This is a genomic window from Halobacillus sp. H74 (assembly GCF_052246715.1).
GTDB classification, from domain to species: domain Bacteria; phylum Bacillota; class Bacilli; order Bacillales; family Halobacillaceae; genus Halobacillus; species Halobacillus litoralis_A.
On sequence record NZ_JBQQCI010000004.1, the window covers coordinates 231,226 to 254,401 of the forward strand.

At 46.1% G+C, this 23,176-nt stretch carries 21 protein-coding genes; 17 read left to right on the forward strand and 4 right to left on the reverse strand.

The features are described 5' to 3' along the window. Positions 1 to 38 precede the first annotated feature (38 nt). Genes ACTWPX_RS10440 through ACTWPX_RS10460 form a run of 5 tightly spaced genes read left to right on the forward strand, consistent with a single transcriptional unit; the run spans position 39 to position 4,250 of the window. Positions 39 to 1,508, forward strand: coding sequence for an AMP-binding protein (locus ACTWPX_RS10440; protein WP_443119714.1), 1,470 nt, complete (start codon positions 39 to 41; stop codon positions 1,506 to 1,508). After that, positions 1,501 to 2,649 (forward strand): thiolase family protein, encoded by a 1,149-nt coding sequence (locus ACTWPX_RS10445; RefSeq protein WP_443119715.1) that lies wholly within the window; start codon positions 1,501 to 1,503, stop codon positions 2,647 to 2,649. Before ACTWPX_RS10440 ends, ACTWPX_RS10445 begins: the two co-directional genes overlap by 8 nt. Further along, positions 2,649 to 3,086 (forward strand): FAS1-like dehydratase domain-containing protein, encoded by a 438-nt coding sequence (locus ACTWPX_RS10450; RefSeq protein ID WP_443119716.1) that lies wholly within the window; start codon positions 2,649 to 2,651, stop codon positions 3,084 to 3,086. The genes ACTWPX_RS10445 and ACTWPX_RS10450 overlap by 1 nt, the downstream gene beginning before the upstream one ends. After that, on the forward strand, positions 3,083 to 3,487 hold the full coding sequence (locus ACTWPX_RS10455) for a MaoC family dehydratase (protein ID WP_443119717.1): 405 nt from the start codon (positions 3,083 to 3,085) through the stop codon (positions 3,485 to 3,487). Before ACTWPX_RS10450 ends, ACTWPX_RS10455 begins: the two co-directional genes overlap by 4 nt. Continuing rightward, the gene (locus ACTWPX_RS10460) at positions 3,471 to 4,250 is read left to right on the forward strand and encodes an SDR family NAD(P)-dependent oxidoreductase (protein ID WP_443119718.1); all 780 of its coding nucleotides are present in this window, start codon (positions 3,471 to 3,473) and stop codon (positions 4,248 to 4,250) included. Before ACTWPX_RS10455 ends, ACTWPX_RS10460 begins: the two co-directional genes overlap by 17 nt. Positions 4,251 to 4,400: 150 nt before the next feature. Here the strand turns inward: ACTWPX_RS10460 and ACTWPX_RS10465 are convergent, their stop codons facing one another. Further along, entirely contained in the window at positions 4,401 to 5,126 is a 726-nt protein-coding gene (locus ACTWPX_RS10465) for an immunoglobulin-like domain-containing protein (protein WP_443119719.1), read from the reverse strand. A gap of 377 nt (positions 5,127 to 5,503) precedes the next feature. On the opposite strand from ACTWPX_RS10465, the gene ACTWPX_RS10470 reads away from it, so the two are divergent. The 4 genes from ACTWPX_RS10470 to ACTWPX_RS10485 all read left to right on the forward strand — a co-directional run bounded on the left by ACTWPX_RS10470 (position 5,504) and on the right by ACTWPX_RS10485 (position 10,542). Continuing rightward, the gene (locus tag ACTWPX_RS10470; protein ID WP_443119720.1) at positions 5,504 to 6,334 is read left to right on the forward strand and encodes an MIP/aquaporin family protein; all 831 of its coding nucleotides are present in this window, start codon (positions 5,504 to 5,506) and stop codon (positions 6,332 to 6,334) included. Between the two features lie 30 nt (positions 6,335 to 6,364). Then, on the forward strand, positions 6,365 to 7,858 hold the full coding sequence (gene glpK, locus ACTWPX_RS10475; protein ID WP_443119721.1) for a glycerol kinase GlpK: 1,494 nt from the start codon (positions 6,365 to 6,367) through the stop codon (positions 7,856 to 7,858). Positions 7,859 to 8,275: 417 nt separating this feature from the next. Continuing rightward, positions 8,276 to 9,862, forward strand: a complete 1,587-nt coding sequence (locus ACTWPX_RS10480; RefSeq protein WP_443119722.1) for an ATP-binding protein — start codon at positions 8,276 to 8,278, stop codon at positions 9,860 to 9,862. Next, positions 9,862 to 10,542 carry a response regulator gene (locus ACTWPX_RS10485; RefSeq protein ID WP_443119723.1) on the forward strand — a complete coding sequence of 227 codons (681 nt, stop codon included), beginning with the start codon at positions 9,862 to 9,864 and terminating at the stop codon, positions 10,540 to 10,542. The genes ACTWPX_RS10480 and ACTWPX_RS10485 overlap by 1 nt, the downstream gene beginning before the upstream one ends. 36 nt (positions 10,543 to 10,578) lie before the next feature. On the opposite strand, the gene ACTWPX_RS10490 is transcribed toward ACTWPX_RS10485, so the two are convergent. Continuing rightward, a complete protein-coding gene (locus tag ACTWPX_RS10490) occupies positions 10,579 to 10,731 on the reverse strand; it encodes a hypothetical protein (RefSeq protein WP_443119724.1) in 153 nt (50 codons plus the stop codon). Positions 10,732 to 11,229: 498 nt separating this feature from the next. On the opposite strand from ACTWPX_RS10490, the gene ACTWPX_RS10495 reads away from it, so the two are divergent. From ACTWPX_RS10495 to ACTWPX_RS10505, 3 genes are read left to right on the forward strand one after another with little or no spacing between them, the layout of a single operon-like run. Further along, a complete protein-coding gene (locus tag ACTWPX_RS10495) occupies positions 11,230 to 12,237 on the forward strand; it encodes a tripartite tricarboxylate transporter substrate binding protein (protein WP_443119725.1) in 1,008 nt (335 codons plus the stop codon). Between the two features lie 60 nt (positions 12,238 to 12,297). Further along, the gene (locus tag ACTWPX_RS10500) at positions 12,298 to 12,756 is read left to right on the forward strand and encodes a tripartite tricarboxylate transporter TctB family protein (RefSeq protein ID WP_443119726.1); all 459 of its coding nucleotides are present in this window, start codon (positions 12,298 to 12,300) and stop codon (positions 12,754 to 12,756) included. 15 nt (positions 12,757 to 12,771) lie between these two features. Then, positions 12,772 to 14,256 carry a tripartite tricarboxylate transporter permease gene (locus ACTWPX_RS10505; RefSeq protein WP_443119727.1) on the forward strand — a complete coding sequence of 495 codons (1,485 nt, stop codon included), beginning with the start codon at positions 12,772 to 12,774 and terminating at the stop codon, positions 14,254 to 14,256. A gap of 39 nt (positions 14,257 to 14,295) precedes the next feature. On the opposite strand, the gene ACTWPX_RS10510 is transcribed toward ACTWPX_RS10505, so the two are convergent. Continuing rightward, entirely contained in the window at positions 14,296 to 14,538 is a 243-nt protein-coding gene (locus ACTWPX_RS10510) for a hypothetical protein (RefSeq protein WP_443119728.1), read from the reverse strand. Positions 14,539 to 15,130: 592 nt separating this feature from the next. Next, positions 15,131 to 17,098 (reverse strand): YjhG/YagF family D-xylonate dehydratase, encoded by a 1,968-nt coding sequence (locus ACTWPX_RS10515; protein WP_443119991.1) that lies wholly within the window; start codon positions 17,096 to 17,098, stop codon positions 15,131 to 15,133. 323 nt (positions 17,099 to 17,421) lie between these two features. On the opposite strand from ACTWPX_RS10515, the gene ACTWPX_RS10520 reads away from it, so the two are divergent. The 5 genes from ACTWPX_RS10520 to ACTWPX_RS10540 all read left to right on the forward strand — a co-directional run bounded on the left by ACTWPX_RS10520 (position 17,422) and on the right by ACTWPX_RS10540 (position 23,124). Continuing rightward, on the forward strand, positions 17,422 to 18,702 hold the full coding sequence (locus ACTWPX_RS10520) for an extracellular solute-binding protein (protein ID WP_443119729.1): 1,281 nt from the start codon (positions 17,422 to 17,424) through the stop codon (positions 18,700 to 18,702). Between the two features lie 73 nt (positions 18,703 to 18,775). Next, positions 18,776 to 19,762: a carbohydrate ABC transporter permease gene (locus ACTWPX_RS10525; protein WP_443119730.1), complete on the forward strand. Its 987-nt coding sequence runs from the start codon at positions 18,776 to 18,778 to the stop codon at positions 19,760 to 19,762. After that, complete coding sequence (locus tag ACTWPX_RS10530) at positions 19,763 to 20,584, forward strand: carbohydrate ABC transporter permease (RefSeq protein WP_128525856.1); 822 nt, start codon at positions 19,763 to 19,765, stop codon at positions 20,582 to 20,584. 39 nt (positions 20,585 to 20,623) lie between these two features. After that, a complete protein-coding gene (locus ACTWPX_RS10535) occupies positions 20,624 to 22,240 on the forward strand; it encodes a glycoside hydrolase family 43 protein (protein WP_443119731.1) in 1,617 nt (538 codons plus the stop codon). A 110-nt stretch (positions 22,241 to 22,350) separates the two neighbouring features. After that, positions 22,351 to 23,124: an IclR family transcriptional regulator gene (locus tag ACTWPX_RS10540; protein ID WP_443119732.1), complete on the forward strand. Its 774-nt coding sequence runs from the start codon at positions 22,351 to 22,353 to the stop codon at positions 23,122 to 23,124. Positions 23,125 to 23,176 lie beyond the last annotated feature (52 nt).

Consider the following 23,176-nt stretch of genomic DNA (forward strand, 5'->3'; position numbering starts at 1 on the left):
CCGGACAAGCCTTTTGGTCTATCCAGAGGAGGAATTTCATGGCGCTGATCGGCGAAAGAATTCACGAAATAGCACGGTGTTTTCCAGAAAAAGAAGCGGTTGTCCATGGGAGAACGGTGCTCACATATGAGGAATTGCTATGCCAGATGGTGACGTTAAAAAGGCAATGCACCTATCAATTAGGTTCCATGAATGGTAAGAAAATAAGTTTTCTACTGCCGAACGGACCGGAATGGCTTGTCGTCTTCCTAGCCGTGAGCTCGTCTGGAGGAATAGTGATTCCACTGGATCCGAAGTGGCCCAAATCGCAGCTTGAAGATGTTTTGTTGGACGCCGATCCGGATTTGATCATCTACGACAAGGGTTTGAAGGACCTGTCTGAACGGGCTCATGCGTACACATGGGATGAAATCAGTGTTTTCCCTGAGCTGGAACTGCCTGCAGAGCAAATAAATGATGACGACATTTTTTACATCGGATATACCTCTGGGACGACAGGGCGGCCGAAAGGATTCATGAGATCCCACGCCTCCTGGGCTGATTGCTTTTCAGAAGGGGAGGAAGTTTTTTCATTGAAGCAGGATGATCAGATTTTTTCCCCTGGACCGTTCGTGCACTCCCATTTCCTTTATGCTTCCATTCAAGCGCTTCACATTGGAGCAACGCTTCATCTTGTTTCTTCTTTTCAAGCAGAAGAGGTGTGGCGCGTGCTGGAAGACAAGGACATTACGGTTTTGTATATTGTCCCGACGATGTTCGAAGCTTTGAACCGAACGGCAACCCCCGCCCATGCTCCCGATTTGAGAACCATGATATCGTCCGGGGCGAAATGGGAGGAATCTTCTAAACAGCAAGCCTCTCAACTTTTCCCTGAAACGGACATTTATGAATTTTTCGGCGCATCGGAACTCAGCTTTGTCAGTGTGCAGAAGGTGGCAGGTCGTGATCTTCCTCACGGGGCAGTCGGCACACCTTTTCCTCAAGTGGAATGGTCGATTCGCACAAATGCAGGGAATGAGGCAGCACAGGGGGAAATCGGAATATTGTTCGTGAAGAGCCCCTGGATTTTTGCGGGATATTTGAACATGCCTGAGCAAACAGCTGAGATGTTTGATGGAGAATGGGCAACGGTTGGAGACTTGGCTTACAAAAATGAAAGGGGACAAGTCATCCTTATCGGCCGCAAACAAAATATGATCATCAGTGGCGGGTTGAACATTTATCCGGAAGAAGTGGAGAGAGTGATTCGTGATCATCCAGCGATTGATGAGGTGATCGTTCTTGGCCAGCCTGATTCCTATTGGGGAGAAAAGGTGACCGCTGTTTATACAGGGGAGAATACATTGCGAGTTGAGGAGCTTGAGATTTTTTGTAAGCAATGGATACCGAAATACAAGTGTCCGAAAGAGTGGGTGCACGTAGCTGATTTCCTATACACCTCCAGCGGAAAAGTGGCGCGGAAACAGATGCTTGATTGGCTTGCTGAAAAGGAGGGATTTCATGGGTGAAGTAGTGCTCGTTGCGGGCAAAAGAACGGCAATTGGAAAAATGGGAGGCGCTTTGTCACATGTGCCCCCTGAGAAACTTGTGAGTCCGGTGATTCAAAAATTGGTGGCTGAAACGGAGCTGCCTCTGAAAGAAGTCGATGATGCCATCCTCGGTAATGTCGTCGGTCCTGGTGGAAATATTGCGCGGTTGTCAGCATTAGAAGCAGGACTCCCGGTTACTGTCCCTGGTGTAACTGTCGATCGTCAATGCGGCTCTGGATTAGAAGCGATCATCATGGCAGCGCGGTTCGTGCAATCGGGTGCGGGGGACATCTATTTAGCGGGGGGTGTCGAGAGCACAAGTCTTGCGCCATGGAAAATGGAAAAGCCGGCGTCGATTCATGATCCACGTGGTCCATCATTGTATGGGCGGGCCCGTTTTTCCCCGGAATCGATCGGGGACCCGGAAATGGGTGAGGCGGCGGAGAATGTAGCGGAAATGTATCAAGTGCCGCGGGCAGACCAAGATGCTTATGCCTATGCCAGTCACCAAAAAGCGGTCGAAGCCAAGCGGAAGGGTTGGTTCCAGGAAGAAATCGTCGAAGTTGATGAGGTCGATGAGGATGAGTGTCCTCGCCCGAATACTTCTATGGAAAAATTGACTTCACTTTCGCCTGTCTTCCGGGGAGGGGGAACGGTGACGGCTGGGAATGCTTGTCCTATGAATGATGGTGCTTCGGTTGTTTTGGTCATGTCTTATGACAAATGCCTTTCGCTTGGATTGACGCCGATCGTTCGATTTGTCGATGCCACAGTCGCCGGGGTCGACCCGAACGTGCTTGGAATCGGACCCGTTCCGGCAGCAAGGAAGTTGCTGGCACGGCAAAACCGAACCATAGAAGATGTTGATGTCGTCGAATTCAACGAAGCTTTTGCATCTCAAGTGATCGCATCACTGAAAGAATTGAGGGTTGATTTTCAAAAGGTGAATCTTGCAGGGGGAGCGCTTGCTCTAGGCCACCCTTATGGAGCCTCAGGTGCCATATTGGTGACCCGGTTGCTGACGGAAATGAAACGTGGAGAGCTGAATTGTGGAATGGCGACTCTTGGCATTGGCGGGGGAATCGGACTTGCCGCTCTTTTCGAAAGGATGGGGAAATGATGGTGGAAGAAAGATGGTTGAACCATACCGTTGAAGCTTCAGCAATCCTTGTCCATCCAGCTGAAATCGGGCCATTCGCTGAAGCGGTTTTTTTGAAAAATTCGATCTATTTTGATTTCGAAGCAGCAAAAGCGCACGGCTATCCGCACATTCCGCTCCCTGCCACGATGCCAATCACCTTTTGGAAAAAGTTCGACATCCCCTGGTTGAATGGGATTGAAGGCGTCATCCATGCTGAACAGCGCTTTGAATACAAGACAACCTTAGTGGCTGACAGGGAGTATCAAGCGACATTAACGCTGAATCGGATCGAAGAAAAAGAAAGCTCCCTTGGCATGATGGAATTTTTATATCACACGTTAGATATCTATCATTTGAATGAGCTGCAGTGCAAAGTCTATACGACCCTTATTGTGAAAGGTGAGGAATTGTCATGAAAACAGGGGAAGTCCATACAGGAATCACAATTAAAGAAATCACCGGTGAGATGATCGAGAATTACGCGAAAGCCTCTGGTGACGTTAACTCCATTCATCTGGATGATGCCTCAGCTGAAAAAGCGGGTTTTCCGCGCGCTGTGGCTCATGGGATGTGGTCGATGGGAGTCATCGATGCTTCGATTCACCAGTGGTTCAGGGGAAAACCGCCGATCAAAGAACTGAGTACTTCTTTTATAAAACCAGTTCTCAAAGGGGATAGCCTTATAATAGAAGGAAAAGTTGCTAAGGAAGAAGCGGGAAAGTTTTTTGTCGATATTAAAGGGTTCAACCAACATCGGACGTGTGTCTTGAAAGCGAAACTGGTCATAGGGGGAAGCGAAGATGACGAACGTAAATGAAGAAATCGTGATCATAACAGGATCCACCAAAGGAATCGGCCGGAGTACCGCCTTTGCTTTAGCCAAAGAAGGAGCAGCCGTCATAATTAATGGACGTAAGGATGCTGAAGTAGAAAGAGTGGTGGAAGAGATTCGGCAGGCGGGAGGCAGGGCAGCAGGAGTCGCCGCCAGTGTCACCGAAGAGGAAACAGGATCGCGGCTTGTCGAAGCAGCACTTGCGAACTTCGGCGATGTAACCGGTTTGATCAACAACGCAGGGGTGGCCAAAGATCGGATGGCTCATCGGATGGAACTTGGGGATTTCCAAGAAGTGCTCAATGTCCATGTCACGGGTACGTTCATCCCCACCCAGGCTGTCATCCGGCACTTACGCAGCCATGAAAAATCCGGCTTCATCCTCAATATGACTTCACTTGCTGGCCTGATCGGCAATGTCGGCCAAGTGAACTACAGCACAGCGAAGGCTGCTATTCTGGGTATGACCTGGACGCTGGCCAAAGAACTGGAGTCGAAATCGATCCAAGTAAATGCCATCGCCCCAGCTGCCCTCACCGATATGACGAGACATCATATAGAAAAAGCCCAGCAACAAGCATCCAGTGAAGAGGAAGCGGCTTATTGGAATGTAGGCTCTGCCGAGCAAGTCGCTCATTTTCTCGTTGATTTCATTAAGAAGCGAGAGATGAATCAGACAGGCGAAACGTATGCGGTGAACGGTGAAGAAATAGGATACTGGCATCCACCCAGCTATGAATTGCTGTGATCATTAGTTGAGTGATCTCTTAAAATACGGAGGTCGCTCTTTTTTTGTTGAGGGTTCCTCGGAGTGCTGAGGGTGTGAAAATGTTGTTTGCGCCGGTAAAATAGCAAGTTATACCGATAAATCTGCTATAACGCCGACTTCATTCGATGATCAATTCTCGACTTCGAATTCGGCCGCTAAAGAAAATTCCACTTCGCCATCAGTGATTCCTATTCTTTTAATGATCCGATATTTCCCTTCTTCCATTTCAAAATCCTCTAGACTTATGCTTGTCTTGTTTTCATTTCCAGGAAGAACGACGTACTCGAGATCAGGGAAGGCGGAAATTTCATCATGGTGCGGATGAATGCTCCATTCTCCGTTTTGATAGACTTGAATCGTGTATCTGGCACCGTAAGAAAGTCTTCTTGGGCCCCAGTTCGTCACTTTGTATTCAAGTGTATCTTCAGCAGAATACACCTCTTTATCAAGGGATAGTTTCGCATTGATTTCTGATTTTCCAGGTACGTAAACGATTCCTGCTACCGTATCGATGACTTCTCCTGTTTCATCCAGCATTTCTGCACTTACGGAATAAAGCCTATTCCGCTCTTCGGGGAGGGTGACGACGAGACCTTTCGCACCTTCCTCGTATATTTTCTTTTCGATTAGAGAAATCTTTTCTAATTCTTTCGTTTTTGAAATCAGTTGTACTCTTACTGTTTTCCCCTCGGGCACCCCTTCTACATAAGTCCCTTGTTCTTCACCTGGTTGATAGATTGAGAAGTTTGAAATCGGGGATACCATAATTCTTCTGAACCCTTCGCCAGTTGCAGGGCCATAGCCAGTTTTTTGGAGGACTTCTTCTTCTGTATATGGTCGTCTTTCTGTATACATGAAGCGGTTTTTATCCTGTTCGCCGATTTGAGCGGGGATATTCTGGCTTCCACTTGAAGCAAGATGTGGCTGACAATATTAGCGGCGACTACAATAAAAATGAACATCCCTAAAATTGCTATGTATTTTCCCATCTTTCCCCTCCTCATCGTTATTACTACTATTTTACCATTTATTTGGATATCTTTGTTTTCGATAAGCAATTTCGAATATTCATTTGACACCGCTTTCATAAAGTTATATAGTAATAGGCAACAAGTTAAACATGTGACGGAGATTTGGAGACTCACACTATTTTTGCGAACTTTACCCAAAGTTTGCAGTTTAGTGGGGGTCTCTTTTTTTCGTACAAAAAATGAAAAAAAGGAGTGGAGATCATGTCTGAATTTCTTGCGGAATTGATTGGAACGATGATTCTGATTATTTTTGGTGGCGGGGTTGTAGCTGGTGTCGTGTTGAAGGATTCGAAGGCTGAGGGCTCAGGATGGGTTGTCATCACCATCGCTTGGGGACTTGCGGTGACGATGGGTATCTATGCGATTGGCGGCTCTACAGGAGCGCACATCAACCCGGCGGTTACATTGGGGCTGGCGTCGATTGGGGATTTCCCTTGGGCGAAGGTTCCTTTATATATTAGTGCACAAATGATCGGTGCTTTCATTGGTGCAGGGGTCGTTTTTCTCAACTATCTTCCGCACTGGCGTAAAACGAAGGACCAGGGAGCGAAAAAGGGAGTCTTTTGTACAGACCCAGCTGTCCGCAGTCCTTTTTCAAACTTGGTGACAGAAATGATCGGCACTTTCGTCTTAATGATGGGGATTTTGTTCATCGGGGCCAATGAATTCACAGAAGGGTTGAATCCGCTGATCGTCGGTGCTTTGATTGTGGCCATCGGGATGTCTCTTGGCGGGACGACCGGCTATGCGATCAACCCTGCACGTGACCTGGCACCGAGAATTGCGCACGCTGTTCTGCCGATTCCGGGTAAAGGCGGTTCTGATTGGGGATATGCCTGGATTCCGGTTGTCGGTCCGATATTAGGTGGAGTCTATGGTGCATTGTTTTATCAAGCGGTCTTTACGCAGGAATTTTCGCTGGCGTTCTGGGCGTTATCTGCAATCGTTGCTGTCATTTTTGTCGGAGCGGCTAATGCTGAACTGAAAAAAGGGAGAACCATCGGCAATCAAGTAGAGGGAAAAGTAAGCTGATAAATTTTTTCATTAGAGGAGAGGATTTCTATGACAAAGCAGTACATTCTATCCATTGACCAGGGGACGACAAGTTCACGGGCGATCTTATTCAACAAGGCAGGAAAAATCGTGGAAACCGCCCAAAAGGAATTCGAACAATTTTTCCCGAAACCAGGCTGGGTCGAGCACGATGCCAATGAGATTTGGACATCTGTCCTTGCGTGCATCGCCGAAGTGTTGAGGAAAGCTGACGTCGAACCTGATCAGATTGCCGGCATCGGGATTACGAACCAACGGGAAACGGCAGTTGTCTGGGACAAGAACACCGGAAAGCCGATTTATCATGCGGTAGTATGGCAGTCACGCCAGACGGAAGACATTTGTAAGGAATTGCGCGCCGCCGGTCACAACGAGTTGTTCCGTGAAAAAACAGGCTTGCTGCTCGATCCGTATTTCTCCGGTACGAAAGTGAAATGGATGCTCGACAATGTAGAAGGGGCCCGCGAGAAAGCAGACAATGGTGACCTTTTATTCGGTACGATCGATACATGGCTTGTCCATAAGCTTTCTGGTGGAAAAACGCATGTAACGGATTACTCCAATGCTTCCCGGACGTTGATGTATAACATCTATGACCTGGAGTGGGATGATGAATTACTGGACATTTTAGGTGTGCCGAAGTCGATGCTGCCTGAAGTGAAACCATCCTCGGAAGTGTACGCAAATACCGTCGACTATCATTTCTTCGGCCATGAGGTTCCGATTGCAGGGATCGCTGGAGATCAGCAGGCTGCTTTATTCGGACAAGCGTGTTTTGAAAAAGGGATGGCGAAAAACACGTATGGCACCGGCTGCTTTATGTTGATGAACACAGGTGAAGAAGGCGTCGCTTCTGAGCACGGACTTTTGACAACGCTTGCTTGGGGAATTGATGGAAAAGTCGAATATGCCTTGGAAGGAAGTATCTTTGTTGCCGGTTCCGCGATCCAGTGGCTGCGGGACGGCTTGAAACTGATTGAAAGTGCAGCAGAGTCGGAGGATTATGCAACATCCATTGATTCAGCGGATGGAGTTTATCTAGTTCCTGCCTTTGTCGGACTCGGGACGCCTTATTGGGATAGTGAGGCAAGAGGGGCCGTCTTCGGTTTAACACGCGGAACCTCAACCGCTCATTTCGTCCGCGCCACTCTTGAATCATTGGCATACCAGACGAAGGACGTTCTGGATGCGATGATCGCAGATTCCGGCATTGATCTGAAAGCCCTTCGTGTAGATGGGGGGGCCGTGAAGAATAATTTCCTCATGCAGTTTCAAAGTGACATGCTCGGTGTTCCGGTCGAACGTCCCGTCGTGCAAGAGACAACTGCTCTTGGTGCCGCCTTCCTGGCAGGTCTCGCCGTCGGTTATTGGAAAGATAAAGATGAAATCAAACAACACTCAGAGAATGAGCGCACCTTCACGGTTGAAATGAGTGAAAATGAACGGGAAGACTTATATAGCGGTTGGCAAAAAGCGGTGGAGGCGACAAGGAAGTTCAAGTAATTGTGGAACGGGATGAGGCGATATTTCGTGGCTATTTATAGAATGCTGCGCCGACATTTTTGCTGGTACGCCAATGAAATTCGAGTTACACCGATAAAAACATCAACTATGCCGATATATTTCGTTTTACGCCGGTGAAAATACTGTAACGCCGATATAAGCTCAGGTATGCTTTAATAACATAAATGAAATTAGAAAAAGAAAAAGTCAGGCGCTCGCCTGACTTTTTTGGTTATTAAGGCACCACAGTTGCAATGCTCCCTGGTCCTATCTAATCATTTTTTCATAATTCATCTAAGAGAGAAGCCAGTTTGTTAACAGAAAGTTTAATTTTGTCGAATAGAGTCCGCTCAAACCTCTGGGTGTATGTTACCATATGTAAAAAAGATAACGGTTACATAAGGGAGGGGGAGTAGTTTGAGGGTTTCGCTGCGTACAAAGATTCTGGGGCTTGTGCTTTCCTTGCTGATCCTGGTCATCGGTATCCTGGCTGGGGTTTTCGCTTATTTGGAAAAAGAAGAAGTGGAAGATCATATGGGGCAACTGGCTCTCCAGGTTGCGAGTACGGTTTCTTTCATGCCTTCCATAAAGGAGGCGTTCGAGACGGATGACCCTTCTGAAATCATTCAGCCGATCGCTTTGAGTGTCCAGGAGGAATCGGGCGCAGAGTTTGTCGTTGTCGGCAATGAGGAAAGCATTCGCTATGCCCACCCGGATGAATGGAAAATCGGAAAAAAGATGGTGGGTGGGGATAATGCGAGAGCGCTGAAAAATGGCGACTATTACATTTCACAAGCGGAAGGGACACTCGGCCCTTCATTACGTGGTAAAGCTCCCATCATTAATGACAGTGGTGAAATTATCGGCATTGTTTCTGTCGGTTTTTTAATTGAAGATATCCGCGCGATCATATGGGATAAGCTGGCGAATGTGTTTTGGATTTCCCTTTTAGTCCTCGTTATTGGTGTGATCGGCAGCTTTCTTTTGGCCCGTAGTATAAGAAAAGATACGTTGGGCCTAGAGCCATACGAAATCACTTCTTTTTATCAAACGCGTGAAGCTATTCTCTCCTCTGTAAAAGAAGGAATCATTTCCATAGATGGGCAGGGACGGGTGACGATGATCAATCAGTCGGCAATGGATTTGCTGAACCTCAGGGAAAAGACAGAAGGACGACTGATCAAAGAAGTTTTTCCGAATACGCATATGCTCCAGGTGTTAGAAACGGGGGAATCGACTAAAGATGAAGAAATGATTTTGCAGGATAAAATCGTTATCGTGAATCGGACGCCGATCATCCATGACGGGACGGTGACAGGGGTTGTCTCCAGTTTTCGTGATAAGACCGAAGTGAGAGAAATGGTACAGGCTTTGTCTGAGGTGAAGCGTTACTCAGAAGGTCTAAGAGCCCAAACTCATGAGTACACGAATAAGATGTATTTGTTATTGGGGATGCTGCAATTAGGCAATTACCAGGAAGCGATGAAGATGATCGAGGAAGAATTTTCGAGTACGCAGAAGCATCAGCAAGTCATTTTTGACCGTATTCAGGATGAAACCCTGCAAGCGATTTTGACTGGGAAAATGAGCCGGGCGTCGGAACTGAAAATCGATTTCACCATTCAGGAAGATTCCGAATTACAACAGATCCCTGGCCATATCAATCATGCCGATTTGGTCACTGTCTTAGGGAATATCATCGATAATGCATTCGAAGCTGTCCGGACTCAAGAAGACAAACAGGTGGAATTTTTTGTAACAGATGTCGGTGAAGAGCTGGTTTTTGAAGTGACAGACAATGGTCCAGGTATTCCAGAGAATAACTACTCGTACTTATTCATAAGAGGTTTTTCCACGAAACAGGGGGAAATGCGCGGCTATGGTTTGGCGAACGTCAAGGAAGTGGTCGATAAGCTGAAGGGGACGATGGAAATTACTAGGGCAGATGAGGGTGGAACCGTCTTTTCCATCTTCATCCCTAAGCATCGAGGGAGGCGAGTGTAATGAAAGTCATGATCAGTGAAGATGATTTTCGTGTAGCGGAAATGCACGCCCAGTTTTTAAGAATGATCGATGGAGTAGAGGTGGTCGGAAAAGCGCTCAATGCAGAGGATACGTTGGACATGCTTGTCGAACATCAGCCGGACTTGCTTTTGCTGGACGTCTATATGCCGGATAGGCTTGGGGTGGATATCCTGCATGATGTCCGTGAAAAAGCACCGCAAGTGGATGTGATCATGATTACGGCCGCAAAGGAAAAAGAGATAGTAGAAAAAGCCTTGAAATACGGTATCGTTGACTACATCATCAAACCGATCACACTGGAACGTTTCCAGCAGACGATTGAGGATTATCAAAAACGGAAAGTATTATTCGCAGAAGCAGAGACTTTCGACCAAACGATGGTGGATGAACTTATGAAAACCCCGCAAGAAGAGGCTGAATCATCCGCTCCCCCTGTACCTAAAGGCATCGACCCGCTGACATTGGAAAAAGTGGAATCGATGCTGAAGCAGGCGAAGGAGGAAGGTTTGACCGCAGAACAAGCCAGCCATCAAATGGGGGCTTCTAAAACGACAGCACGTCGATACTTGGAATATTTGATCACGATTCGTAAAGGAAAAGCAGAAATGAACTATGGCCGTGTAGGGCGGCCGGAAAGAAAATACTATGTCCGCAAGTGAACCAGCCGTCGATAGGGAAACAACTGAAAGCCCTTTTCAATCTACAGGAACCGTTAAAGTTTGTTGTTGCTTCTCACGAATCGCTTGTCGGTGGATGCTTGCCGCGGGCACGGCCTCAGCTAACTTGGTCAAGAAAATCACTTGACCAAGTGGATCTTCGGCTCGCGCTGTTCCCGCAGGCGTCACCACCGAACGCTCATCGTGGAAGCAACGAGGTCCATCTGAAAAGAGGGTTTTCACTGATCCATAAAAGAAAGTCGCTATATTCCGTCTTCTCCAGAAGAAGTGCTGCGCAACCGCTCAAAATCCGTACGCCAGGTCATTTACACTGTAAATGATGGCATGAAAAAGAAGTTCCCAAAGAAGCTCAAGGAAATGTTTTATCGAAATCATTAAAAAACCTTGTTAAACGAAAAATCCGTTTAACAAGGTTTTTTATTATGGAATTTTAGTGAGGAGGTTTCTGCTTGTCTGTTAAGAATGTAAGTTACCCATTTACTCCGAGCTGCATCGATATAATTTCCCGCAAAACTTTCCAACTACCTGTACCCCTTCATGAATTTTATGTGGTTAATTACGTTTATTGCATTTAATATCGGTTATTTTGAAAACGGTTACATAATTGTCACAATATTATAAACTAGCATCACACTTGATAGATTAGCAAAAAAGAGAGGGGCTTATTTGATGAAGCACTTATGGTTATTCGGTTCTATCTTATTGGTTTTGGTATTAGCTGCTTGTGGAGGTTCTGAATCAAGCGGGGACGGTAATGGAGAAGGAGATGGCGAATGGACGCCTGAGAAGAATGTTGAGATTGTCGCTCCGGCCGGTGCTGGGGGCGGCTGGGATACGACAGCGAGATCTGTCGGTAAGATTCTGGAGGAAGAAGAGATTATGGAGCAAAATGTAGGTGTCGTGAATAAAGAAGGTGGTGGCGGAGCCGTTGGTTGGTCTTACATCAACAGCACGAATAATCCGCACAACATTTTCGTTTCTTCCCCGCCGCTTATTTTTGTACCACTGAATGGGCAATCTGATTTGTCTCATGATGATTTCACACCACTTGCGAATATGATTGCTGACTATGGCGCGTTCGCAGTTGCCGAAGACGCAAAATGGGAGAATCTGAATGAATTGTTTGAAGACATGAAGAAAGATCCGTCCAGTGTCACGGTTGTCGGAACATCTTCTCCTGGTTCAATGGACCATATGCAGTTCGTTGCTATCGCTAAAAAAGCTGGTGTAGACATTCAGAAAATCAAATATGTATCGGCTCAAGATGGTGGAGGGATGACGCAGATCCTGAACGGAAGTGCTGACGTTTACTCGACAGGTATTGCCGAAACGGTTGAACAGGTGAAGGCTGAAAAAGTCCGTGTACTTGGGATTACTGCTGAAGAAAGACTTGAAGGAGAGGTTTTATCTGAATTCCCTACAGCTAAAGAGCAGGGAATTGACGCTACTTTTGTTAACTGGAGAGGGTTCTTCGGTCCAGGAGATATGACAGAAGGACAAGTGAAATATTATGAAGAAAAACTGAAAGAAGTCAGTGATTCAGAAGCTTTTGCTGACATTCGTAAAAACTATGGCTGGAATGAGATGTACATGGATAGTGAAGAGTATGGCAAGTTCCTTGATGAACAAAAAGAAGAATTGGGGACTCTGATGGAAGAACTGGGATTGAATCAATAAGGGTGAGAGGGTCTGGTTGCAGGCCCTTTCCTATTTACCACTAAGGTGAAGGTGATACGTGTGCTGAAAACATTGAATCAAAAAATTAGTATTGTGCTGATTTTGTTGTCTGCGGGTTATTTGTATATGAGCTACAACTTGAAAGAGTACTCCTATGTGCCGGTGGATTCAGATTTTCTGCCTAAGGTGCTTGGTTACTTATTGATCGTGCTCGCTGTGTTTTTATTTTTTGATAAATCATCAGAAACAGAAGAAGAAAAGGAGAAGAGACAGGTTCCAAGAAGTGAGATTCTTGTATTACTTGCGGTCGGAGGCATGATTTTTCTTTATATTTTCTTATTAGAAATCATTGGATTTGTGCTCAGCTCCGTGTTGTTCGTCTTTTGCTGCTCCTTATTTTTGGGATATCGCAAGCACAAAATCAATGCGATGGTGGCGGTCATTTTTCCACTCGTCATGTATTTATCGTTCAATTATCTTTTGCAAATTAGTTTACCTCAAGGGATATTACCATTTTAGAAGGTGTGAGTTATTATGGGTGCAGGTTTGATGGAAGGATTTCAAGTTGCCTTTAGCTGGCAAGGAATATTATTTGTTCTTATTGGTGTAGTAGCGGGAACGTTGATCGGGATGATGCCGGGTTTGGGACCGATCAGTGCGATTGCCATCATGATTCCGATCACATATGGAATGGATCCCTCTTCTGCACTTGTTATGATGGCTGGCGTTTATTATGGTGCTGTCTTCGGTGGATCGACCTCCTCCATTTTGTTGAATGCCCCAGGGATATCAGGGACAGTTGCGACATCGTTTGACGGTTACCCCATGGCTCAGCGGGGAGAGGCAGGGAAAGCATTAGCGATTGCCGCGATTTCCTCCTTTGTCGGGGGAACGGTTTCAGTTGTACTGCTGATGCTTTTCGCTCCTGCTTTGGCTCAAGTGGCCGTATCTTTCGGTCCGGCCCAATATTTTGCGCTTATGTTCTTAGGGTTGACGGCCATCTCCAGTTTATCTGATGGATCGACAAACAAAGCTTTGATCACGGCTACGATGGGGTTCATGGTTGCGACCATTGGAATTGATGGACAAACAGGGACCACCCGCTTTACATTCGGGAATGCCAATTTACTGGAAGGAATCGATTTCTTAGTCATCGCTCTCGGTTTGTTCGCATTGGCAGAGATCTGTCACCTTGTCATCAAAAGGAAAGACACCTCTCTTCAGAACCAGGGTGATATCGGAAGTCTGAAACTGACGAAGGAAGATTTCAAAGAAATGAGAGGACCGATGACGAGACAGTCTTTTCTGGGATTTATTTTAGGCGTGCTCCCAGGAGCAGGGGCGACCATCGCTTCGTTCATCGGCTATATTTCGGAAAAGAGAATAGCTAAACGACCGGAAGAATTCGGAAAAGGCTCGATCAAAGGATTGTCTGCTCCCGAAACAGCCAACAACGCTGCAACTAGTGGTGCTTTCGTGCCTTTGCTAAGCCTGGGAATTCCGGGGTCCGGGACGACAGCAGTCATGCTTGGAGCCTTCCTTGTCTTAGGCATCCAGCCAGGTCCATTGTTGATGGCTGACAGACCAGAGGTTTTCTGGGGGATCATTGCCAGCATGTATATCGGGAACATTTTCTTGCTGATTTTGAATCTGCCATTGATTCCTTACATTGCAAAAATCCTGAAAATCGCCCGTCCGATGCTCATCTCTCTTGTGGCGATTTTCAGTTTGATCGGTGTTTATGCCATCAGCTTCAGCACATTTGATTTATATCTATTGTTGATCTTCGGTGTGCTTGGTTACTTGATGAGGTTGTTCAGTTTTCCAGCTGCCCCTTTCATTCTTGCATTCATTCTGGGTGGAATGATGGAGCAGTCTTTCCGACAAACGATGACAGCTTCTGGAGGGGACATGATGGCACTGATTTCCGATCCGGTTTCGATCAGCTTATATATCGTAAGTCTGTTGTCCTTCGCGGTGCCACTGATCCGTAACCGCAAGAGTGCGAAACAGGTGTAAGCGGATTTGTAATAAAAGCTCTTGCGCCTATTCAGTAAATCAAAATAAGGAAAATAAAGCGAGGCTGGGATAAAAGAATTTCCCACTAGAAAACCCGAACGAATTTTTTCGTTCGGGTTTTCTATATGAATCAACTAATGGATATGTTAAAGTTTGTTGTTGCTTCTCACGAATCGCTTGTCGGTGGATGCTTGCCGCGGGCACGGCCTCAGCTAACTTGGTCAAGAAGATCATTTGACCAAGTGGATCTTCGGCTCGCGCTGTTCCCGCAGGCGTCACCACCGAACGCTCCTCGTGGAAGCAACGAGGCCTATCTAAAAAGAGTGATTTTCTTTGACTTATAAATGTTTCATCGAAATAAAGAAGCCGAGTTGAACGATAAAATCGTACTGCCCAGCCTTTCTGTGATGCATAACTTAGAAAGTTGCAGTTCTTCAGTAGCCTCAATATACTTCGCTTGCCGCGGGCACGCCCTAAGTCTCCTCAGAAAGCAAAGATCGCTTTTCTTCCGGGGGCTTCGCCTCGTGTTGTTCCCGCAGGAGGAGTCTACGTATGTTGCCTACGCTCAATCTGATCCATCCTACACTATTGTTTGTCTTTTCCAGTGGCAGTTATCGTTTTGTCCCAGCCTTTTTGTTTGTTAATAAGGAGGTTATACTATACCCGCATGAACTGCTTGATATATACCACATCCAGTTCCAGCACCTAGCCTCTCGAGGTCTTGGCCCCACACGATGTGGGGTCGTTCGGCGTTGCAACAGGACGTTGCGACTTTAGCCGAACTTCCTCTTTCCCTTTACTGTGGCAAAAACCGCCACTTCAAAGGTTTGCTTAAGCTTGTCGAGGCTGCCCAAGGTGCTTGCACTTTTGATTGTTAACTAGTAGTTATATGTTCTTTTTCGAGTGCTTTTTCCCCTGCTCGTAATACTTCAATGATGCGGTCGACATCATACACGCTTCCTTTCCACGTGCCGCCACTTACTTTTTGCAGCTCTGCCCATAGACGAGTATCATCAGGTAAATACTCCGACGGGTGGATGTCCTCGTTTTGGCTGCGCTGGGCCAGGATTTCACTTCCTTCTTCTGGTGTGGCTGGCTGATCTTCGGTACCGAGAAAATGAAGGTGGCCGGACAGGTTGTGGGTGTCGATATAAACTTCCACTACATCATCGTCTTTCAATTTTCCGATTGGCCCATCTGCTAACCCTTCCGGTCCGATATGTCCGATGCAGGCGCCAGTCGATACACCAGAGAAGCGGGCATCTGTGAGAAGAGTGACGTATTTGCCGTAAGATAAATGCTTCAATGCGGACGTAAGCTGATAGGTTTCTTCCATACCTGTTCCTAGTGGTCCGCACCCGGTGACTGCCATGATGTCACCTTTTTTGATTTCCCCATTTTTGATAGCGGTGATGGCTTTTCTCTCGCTTGTGAATACTTTGATTTTTCCTTTGTGATAATAGATTCCCTCTGCATCAATCACTTCAGGATCGATGGAGGTGGATTTGATAACCGCTCCTTCTGGTGCAATGTTGCCGACAGGGAAGGTGATCGTTGAGGTGAGACCTCTTTCTTTTGCCCGTTCTGGTGACATGATGACTTCTTCGGCTTTCACCTGATCAGCGTCAGCCAAACGTTGTTTCATTTTAGCTCGTCGCGGCGAATGCTCCCACCACTCGAGGTTCTCTCGCAACGTTTTGCCAGTTACGGTCATGACGTCCAAGTGGAGCAAGCCCAGATTCTTCAGATGAAGCATGACTTCAGGTACGCCACCTGCCAGATAGGCTCTTACTGTCGGGTGATGGTCAGGTCCATTCGGGAGGACGCTTACAATTCTAGGGGTCTTCCGGTTCACTTCGATCCAATCTTCTACGGTCGGTATATCACATCCTGCTGCGTGAGCGATTGCCGGTATGTGAAGAAGGAGGTTGGTGGACCCACCAAAAGCGGCGTGGACGACCATCGCGTTTTCAATCGCTTCATTTGTAACGATATCTTTTGTAGTTAATTTTTGATTGATCATCTCTAAAACGGCCTGGGAAGATTTCCTGCCCATTTCTTTCCATATATCTTGTCCGGAAGGGGCCAGTGCTGAATGCGGGATCGACATGCCGAGCGCCTCGCCGACAACCTGGGCTGATGCAGCTGTTCCTAAGAACTGGCATCCCCCTCCTGGTGTCGCACATGCTACACAGCCGAGTTCTGCAGCTTCTTTAAGTGAAAGCTCATCATTGGAGTAACGGGCGCCGATGGTTTGAATTTTTCCGGCATCTTCTCCATATGTAGGGGGGAGTGTTACCCCGCCAGGGATGATGACAGTCGGAAGGTCATGCATAGAAGCAAGTGCCATTATCATCGCTGGCAGTCCTTTATCACAAGTGGCAATCCCGACGACGGCCCTTCTTGTCGGCAAGGAGCGGATAAGTCTGCGATAGACCTGTGCGGCATCATTCCGGTATGGAAAGGAATCGAACATTCCTGTCGTCCCTTGAGATCTGCCGTCACATGGATCGCTTACATACGCTGCAAAAGGAACCCCTTTAGCTTTATGGACTTCCATTGCTGCTTCTTTCATGAGCATATCAACTTCCCAGTGCCCCGTATGATACCCAAGAGCAACCGGGTCGCCATTGCTGTCTTTCATCCCTCCTTGTGTACTTAGCATCAGGACTTGTTTTTCATTCAATTTATTCGGCTGCCATCCCATCCCGACATTTTGAGATAAACCGAACAGATTCCCACTCGGAGAATTTCGGAGCATCTCGTCTGTAAGGGGAAGAGTTCCTCCAGGGCCATGGGCTTTCGTTTCTATTAAATCGATGTCCGTTTCTGTGAATTCCATGAGATCTTCTTTATGATTGCTCAAAAAAAGCACTCCTTTCAATAAAATGAAAACGCTTATTTATTAAATGATTATGAATTTTCTAAACAAAATTGTCAACTATGTAGAACCTTGTTTTATAATATAAAACGGTATATTGCAAAGAGATTTCAAAATATTCTTGATATCTTACAAACTATGAGGTATTATGACGTTAATTAGTTCGTGCAATGGACAAACTTAGTTTTAGATTTTATTTTAGGAGGTGGATCTGCAGAAAGGGGTAGAATAAGGCTTTTTTTTAACATGATAATGAAAACGCTAACAAAAAGGGGAGAGGTTCTATGTTAAAACCGAAAATATGGTTGATGGCGATTGCTGTATTGATTTTTGCAGCAGGGTGTCAGGACAGCGAGAGTGCTTCTAACGGGGGTTCAGGAGGTGGCGATTCTGAAAAATTGACACTTTGGCATATTGAAACAGGTAAATCTGAAGTGGCACTCGAGGATGCGGTCAAGCGTTTCGAGGAAAGTCATGAAGGCGTCAACGTCGAGGTTGTCAGACAGGAAAATGACCCTTATAAAACGAAGCTTTCTGTCGCTATGGGCGGAGGTACACCTCCAGATGTCTTCCACTCCTGGGGTGGCGGCTGGTTAGAGAAATTCGTAAATGCCGGTCAGGTGAAGGATATTTCAGAAAATATCGATACATCACAATACTTGCCTGCAGCGCTTTCACCTGCTGAATTCGATGGCAAGAACTACGGTGCCCCTTTAGCTATGGATATCGTACCCGTCTGGTATAACAAAGAGATGTTCGAAGAGTACGGGCTCGAGGAGCCGGAAACTTATGACGAGCTGCTGGAAATCGTAGAAACATTGAAGTCCAATGACATTGTTCCATTTTCATTAGCCAACCAATCGAAATGGCCTGGTTCTTTCTATTACATGTATTTTGCTGAAAGATTCGGAGGCCCTGAACTTTTCAACGAAGCGTACAATCGTGAAGGAAGAGGCTTTGATGATGAAGCTTATATCAAGGCAGGAGAAAAAATCCAGGAGCTTGCTGAGATGGAAGCGTTCCCGGATGGGTTCAACGGGATGAATTTTGATACAGGTCAATCGAGACAACTTCTTTATGCTGAACAGGCAGGAATGATTGTTCAGGGGAACTGGATGCTTGGGACGACAAGAAATGATATGCCTGAGTTTGAAGAGAAACTTGGATTCTTCTTGTTCCCGACCATCGAAGGTGGACAGGGATCGAACAAGGATATCGTCGGTGGTGTAAGTCCAGTCTTCTCTGTTTCTGAGAAAAGTGAAAAGCAAGAGCTGGCAGCAGAGCTTGTCAATGAGTTGACGAACAAAGAAACAGCACAGCAACTGGCGAATACAGATGGGGCCATCTCTGCAGTCAAGGGCGTAGAGTACGACGATGAATATGTCCAGGAAATCAGCAAAGTGCTTGAAGAAGCAGAATACATGCAGACATTCTATGACCAGACCCTTCCGCCGGAATTAGCCGAAGTCCACTTGGATACGACTCAGGCGTTGTTCGGTTTATCCATGACACCTGAAGAGGCGGCCAAGGAAGTCGAGGCAAAAGCAAAAGAAGTTCTAGAATAGAAACAGGAAAACTACATCAGGTGCACAGCTGCTTGGTGTAGTTTTCATATCCAACATGAGTGAGGTGAGAGGCTTGGCGAATAATGCAAAGAAATTGAGTGATGAGCAGGACCAGCACAGTGGGAGCGAGAAGGTCTACAGCCCTCCTGTACCGGTACGGTTAGATAAAGCGAAAAAGAAGAGGAAGATACAGGATTTATGGGTGATCATCGGTTTCATGGGTCCAGCTCTCCTGATTTATGGGTTATATGTGATCTATTCCATAGTGATGACCTTCTACTACAGTTTGTATGAATGGTCAGGCATTGATAACAACATGGTCTTTACCGGGATTCAAAATTACATCACCTTGATGGGGGACGCCGTTTTTTGGACTTCCTTACAAAATAACTTTCTTTTAGTCGGCGCTTCGTTATTGACCCAACTCCCATTAGGGTTAATTATGGCATTACTTTTATTCAGTCCTATCAAAGGAATGAGATTCTTCCGATCGATCTATTTCATGCCTTTCTTGATGTCGACAGTAGCCATCGGTATCTTGTTCATCTATATCTTCGATGGAAACTTCGGGATTGTGAACCAGATCCTCGGACAACTAGGTCTAGAGTCATGGCAGAGGGGCTGGCTTGGAAATGAAGAGACAGCCATTTGGGCGGTCATTGCCACGGTTTGCTGGCAATTTGCACCTTTTTACATGATTTTATTCCGTGCAGCGATCGTAGGGATTCCGGAAGAATTGTATGAAGCTGCTGATATTGACGGAGCCAATTCCCGGAAGAAATTTTTTGCGATTACCCTGCCATTGCTTGTCCCGACCATTATCACCTCTTCGATCCTATCGATCATCGGGGCATTGAAGTATTTTGATCTGATTTATGTCATGACAGATGGTGGGCCAAACAACTCGACAGAACTGATGGCCACCTATATGTATGAACAGACATTCACTAATTTCAATATGGGTTACGGGAGCAGTATCTCTTTCAGTATGTTCATCATTGCGTTGATCGTCACCATATTCATCATCATTTTCGACCAGAAAAGGAAAGGAGCCAGCTAGATGTTGAAAAGAATCAGACAAATTCCTCTCTATGCCTTAGCGATCATCTTGTTATTGTTCACGGGTATCCCATTTTTCGTGATGGTAAGTACCTCTTTCAAAACTCAATTCGAGTTCATGAATTCTCCCTGGTCCTTACCTGACAGCTTTTCACTTGCCAATTATCAATTGTTATTCGAATCTGAGTTCTTCCGTTTCTTCTTCAATAGTGTCCTCGTATCGGTGATTTCGGTGGTCGCTGTTATCGTGCTTGGAGCGATGGCCAGTTTCCCATTGGCACGGATGCGCTTCAAATTAAACAGACCCCTGTTCATCCTGTTTTTAGTCGGAATGATGATCCCGATCCATACGACATTGATTCCGATCTTTCTTTTAACGAAAAACATGGGTCTTTATGATACGATCTGGGCATTGCCTGGACCTTATATCGCGTTTGCGCTTCCAGTGTCGATCGTCATTTTCACGCAATTCCTTAAGGAGTTACCGAAAGAGTTGGAAGAGTCGGCTAAAATGGACGGCTGTGGACCATTCCGGCTGTTTTGGAAAATTCTCTTCCCATTGTTGACGCCTGCTGTCGCAACGGTAGCGATCTATAATTTCATTCAGATTTGGAATGAATTCATCTTCGCGCTTGTGCTGACGAATTCAGAAGAAAATGCGACCTTACCTCTTGGGCTAAGAGAATTCTATGGTCAGTTCTCTGTGAATGTGCCGGGAATCATGGCTGCCCTGACTCTTGGTAGTCTGCCGTTATTGCTCGTTTACCTTGTAGCACAGGAGAAGATTGTCAAAGGAATTGCGGCCGGTTCAGTCAAAGGCTGATCGGTACTATTATTATTTAAAAGCTGAGGAGGAGTTTCAATGCGTATCATTACCAACCCGGTTTTGCCCGGCTACCATCCAGATCCTTCCATGTTGCGGGTCGGGGAAGATTACTATATTGCCACCTCAACATTCGAGTGGTTTCCCGGTGTTCAAATCTATCATTCCAGGGATATGGTCAACTGGAAACTTCAAACTTATCCGCTCACCCGTTCCTCGCAACTGGATATGGCCGGAAATATCGATTCCGGAGGAGTCTGGGCTCCATGTTTGAGCTATGATAATGGTCTGTTTTATTTGATTTACACAGATGTGAAAAGCAGAGCCGGAGCTTTTAAGGATACCCATAATTACCTTGTGACTGCTGAAGATATCAATGGTCCATGGTCTGAACCGATTTACTTGAACAGTAGCGGTTTCGACCCTTCTCTCTATCATGAAGAAGACGGCTCGAAGTGGCTGGTCAATATGATTTGGGACCATCGGAAAGGGACGAATTCGTTCGCAGGGATCGCTCTTCAAGAGTATTCTGTTGAGGAAAAGAGATTAATAGGTCCTGTTGAAAATATTTTCAAAGGGACAGAATTAGGATTGACAGAAGCGCCCCATATTTATAAACGAAACGGTTATTATTACTTGATGACCGCAGAAGGCGGGACAGGGTACAATCACGCGGTGACGGTCGCCCGTTCAGAAAATCTATCCGGTCCATATGAAATGGACCCCCACAATCCCATTCTCACCTCAAGCGAAGGGGACGTCCTGCAGAAATCCGGTCATGCCAGTTTAGTAGAAACACAGACAGGTGAATGGTATATAGCTCATTTGTGTGCCCGGCCGGTAAAAGAGCAGAAGTGTATGCTTGGCCGCGAAACAGCCTTGCAGAAAGGTTACTGGTCAGAGGACGGGTGGCTGAGGGTGGAAGGCGGTCCGCAGCCGCAAACCGAAATCAAGGCTCCAGAGCTGACACCTGCTCCGGTACCAGAAGAAAATCCGCACGATGACTTCACTGAGTCTTCATTGAACCTGCACTGGAACTCCCTGCGTATTCCTTTTTCAGAGGATTGGATGTCGCTGACGGAGCGCCCCGATCACCTCAGGTTGAAAGGGCAGGAGTCGATGAGTTCTCTTCACAGACAGAGCTTGGTGGCAAGAAGGTTGGAAAGTCTTGATGTAGAAGTGGAGACGAGTCTTGATTTTCAACCAGACCATTTCCAACAGATGGCGGGGCTGATTTTTTATTATGATACAAGCGATTATATCTATTTAAGAATCACTCATGAGGAGAACGCAGGTAAGGTCCTTGGCGTCATCCGGTCCAGACATGGGCAGTATGATGAACTTTTGAATGAGGAGATTCCATTGCCGGATCAATCCCATTATTATTTGAAAGCACGAATGAACGGGGAGTGGCTGACATTTTTCTATTCCCTTGATGGTCGCACATGGGAAACACTCATCAGTGAGATCGACGCGAGTCATTTATCTGACGATGATGCGGATTTAATTCGATTTACAGGGACTTTTGTCGGGATGTGTGCCCAGGATTTAAGCGGAACGAAGAAACCGGCTGACTTTGATTATTTCACTTATAAGCAGATTCCAGAGACTGCTCAAAAGACGGTTATGACGGAAAACACAAGCAGAAACACGTAAGGAAAATCTTTTTTGTCAGAATAGTAAGACTTGACTGTAAGATTCGCAGGTTATATATTGTATGTAATGTAAGTGGTTACACACTTTCACTTTATTTAAGGAGACAGAAGATGCCGATCATACAATCTGTAGACAGAGCGTTCAAGATCCTGGATTTGTTTGATGAGTTGAATCCAGAATTGAAAATCTCTGAAATCAGCACGAAACTCAGTTTGAATAAAAGCACCGTCCACTCCCTGCTGAAAACGTTGAAAGAGCATGATTATGTGAAGCAGGATACGGACACAGGAAAGTATAGTCTCGGCATGAAGATCGTTGAGCGTTCAAACTTCCTGATGAACAGCATGGATGTCCGGTCGATTGCGAAACCATCCTTGGTGGAGCTATCCATGGATACAAGTCTTGCCGTTCATTTAGTGATTCTGGATGGTCAGTCAGGTGTCTATATTGATAAAGTCGACAGTCCTACGGCTATCATCGGCTATTCCCGCGTCGGCCGTCGTGTCCCGGTTCATTCCAGTGCCGTCGGGAAAGTATTGCTCGCCTATCAGCAGGAAGAAGCCAGAAATGAGATCCTGAAGGGTTATCATTACAAAAAACAAACAGATAAAACCATTACGAACGATGAGGATTTTCAATCGGAACTAACAAAAGTTTTAGCAAATGGTTATGCGGTCGACGACGAAGAAAATGAGCCTGGGATCACCTGTTTAGCCATTCCGCTTTACGATCATTCAGGCAAGGTTACGGCAGCGGTCAGCATATCTGCTCCATCTACGCGTTTTGCGGGAGATCAAATCCATCCGATCATTTATAAACTGAAACAGACGGGTGCGGCGATTTCCAAGAAACTAGGTTATACATCTACTTTATCTCATGCATAAGGTAGATTATATTTTAGCCTACATTTCAGAACGGTGTTTTATATTATAAAAC

Coding starts and splice junctions, on each gene's coding strand:
- ACTWPX_RS10485 (WP_443119723.1), top strand. CDS start 9,862: ATGAAAGTCATGATCAGTGAAGATGATTTTCGTGTAGCGGAAATGCAC.
- ACTWPX_RS10515 (WP_443119991.1), bottom strand. CDS start 17,098: ATGGAATTCACAGAAACGGACATCGATTTAATAGAAACGAAAGCCCAT.
- ACTWPX_RS10460 (WP_443119718.1), top strand. CDS start 3,471: ATGACGAACGTAAATGAAGAAATCGTGATCATAACAGGATCCACCAAA.
- ACTWPX_RS10540 (WP_443119732.1), top strand. CDS start 22,351: ATGCCGATCATACAATCTGTAGACAGAGCGTTCAAGATCCTGGATTTG.
- ACTWPX_RS10535 (WP_443119731.1), top strand. CDS start 20,624: ATGCGTATCATTACCAACCCGGTTTTGCCCGGCTACCATCCAGATCCT.
- ACTWPX_RS10465 (WP_443119719.1), bottom strand. CDS start 5,126: ATGTATACAGAAAGACGACCATATACAGAAGAAGAAGTCCTCCAAAAA.
- ACTWPX_RS10505 (WP_443119727.1), top strand. CDS start 12,772: ATGGGTGCAGGTTTGATGGAAGGATTTCAAGTTGCCTTTAGCTGGCAA.
- ACTWPX_RS10445 (WP_443119715.1), top strand. CDS start 1,501: ATGGGTGAAGTAGTGCTCGTTGCGGGCAAAAGAACGGCAATTGGAAAA.
- ACTWPX_RS10455 (WP_443119717.1), top strand. CDS start 3,083: ATGAAAACAGGGGAAGTCCATACAGGAATCACAATTAAAGAAATCACC.
- ACTWPX_RS10440 (WP_443119714.1), top strand. CDS start 39: ATGGCGCTGATCGGCGAAAGAATTCACGAAATAGCACGGTGTTTTCCA.
- ACTWPX_RS10520 (WP_443119729.1), top strand. CDS start 17,422: ATGTTAAAACCGAAAATATGGTTGATGGCGATTGCTGTATTGATTTTT.
- glpK (WP_443119721.1), top strand. CDS start 6,365: ATGACAAAGCAGTACATTCTATCCATTGACCAGGGGACGACAAGTTCA.
- ACTWPX_RS10530 (WP_128525856.1), top strand. CDS start 19,763: ATGTTGAAAAGAATCAGACAAATTCCTCTCTATGCCTTAGCGATCATC.
- ACTWPX_RS10470 (WP_443119720.1), top strand. CDS start 5,504: ATGTCTGAATTTCTTGCGGAATTGATTGGAACGATGATTCTGATTATT.
- ACTWPX_RS10450 (WP_443119716.1), top strand. CDS start 2,649: ATGGTGGAAGAAAGATGGTTGAACCATACCGTTGAAGCTTCAGCAATC.
- ACTWPX_RS10495 (WP_443119725.1), top strand. CDS start 11,230: ATGAAGCACTTATGGTTATTCGGTTCTATCTTATTGGTTTTGGTATTA.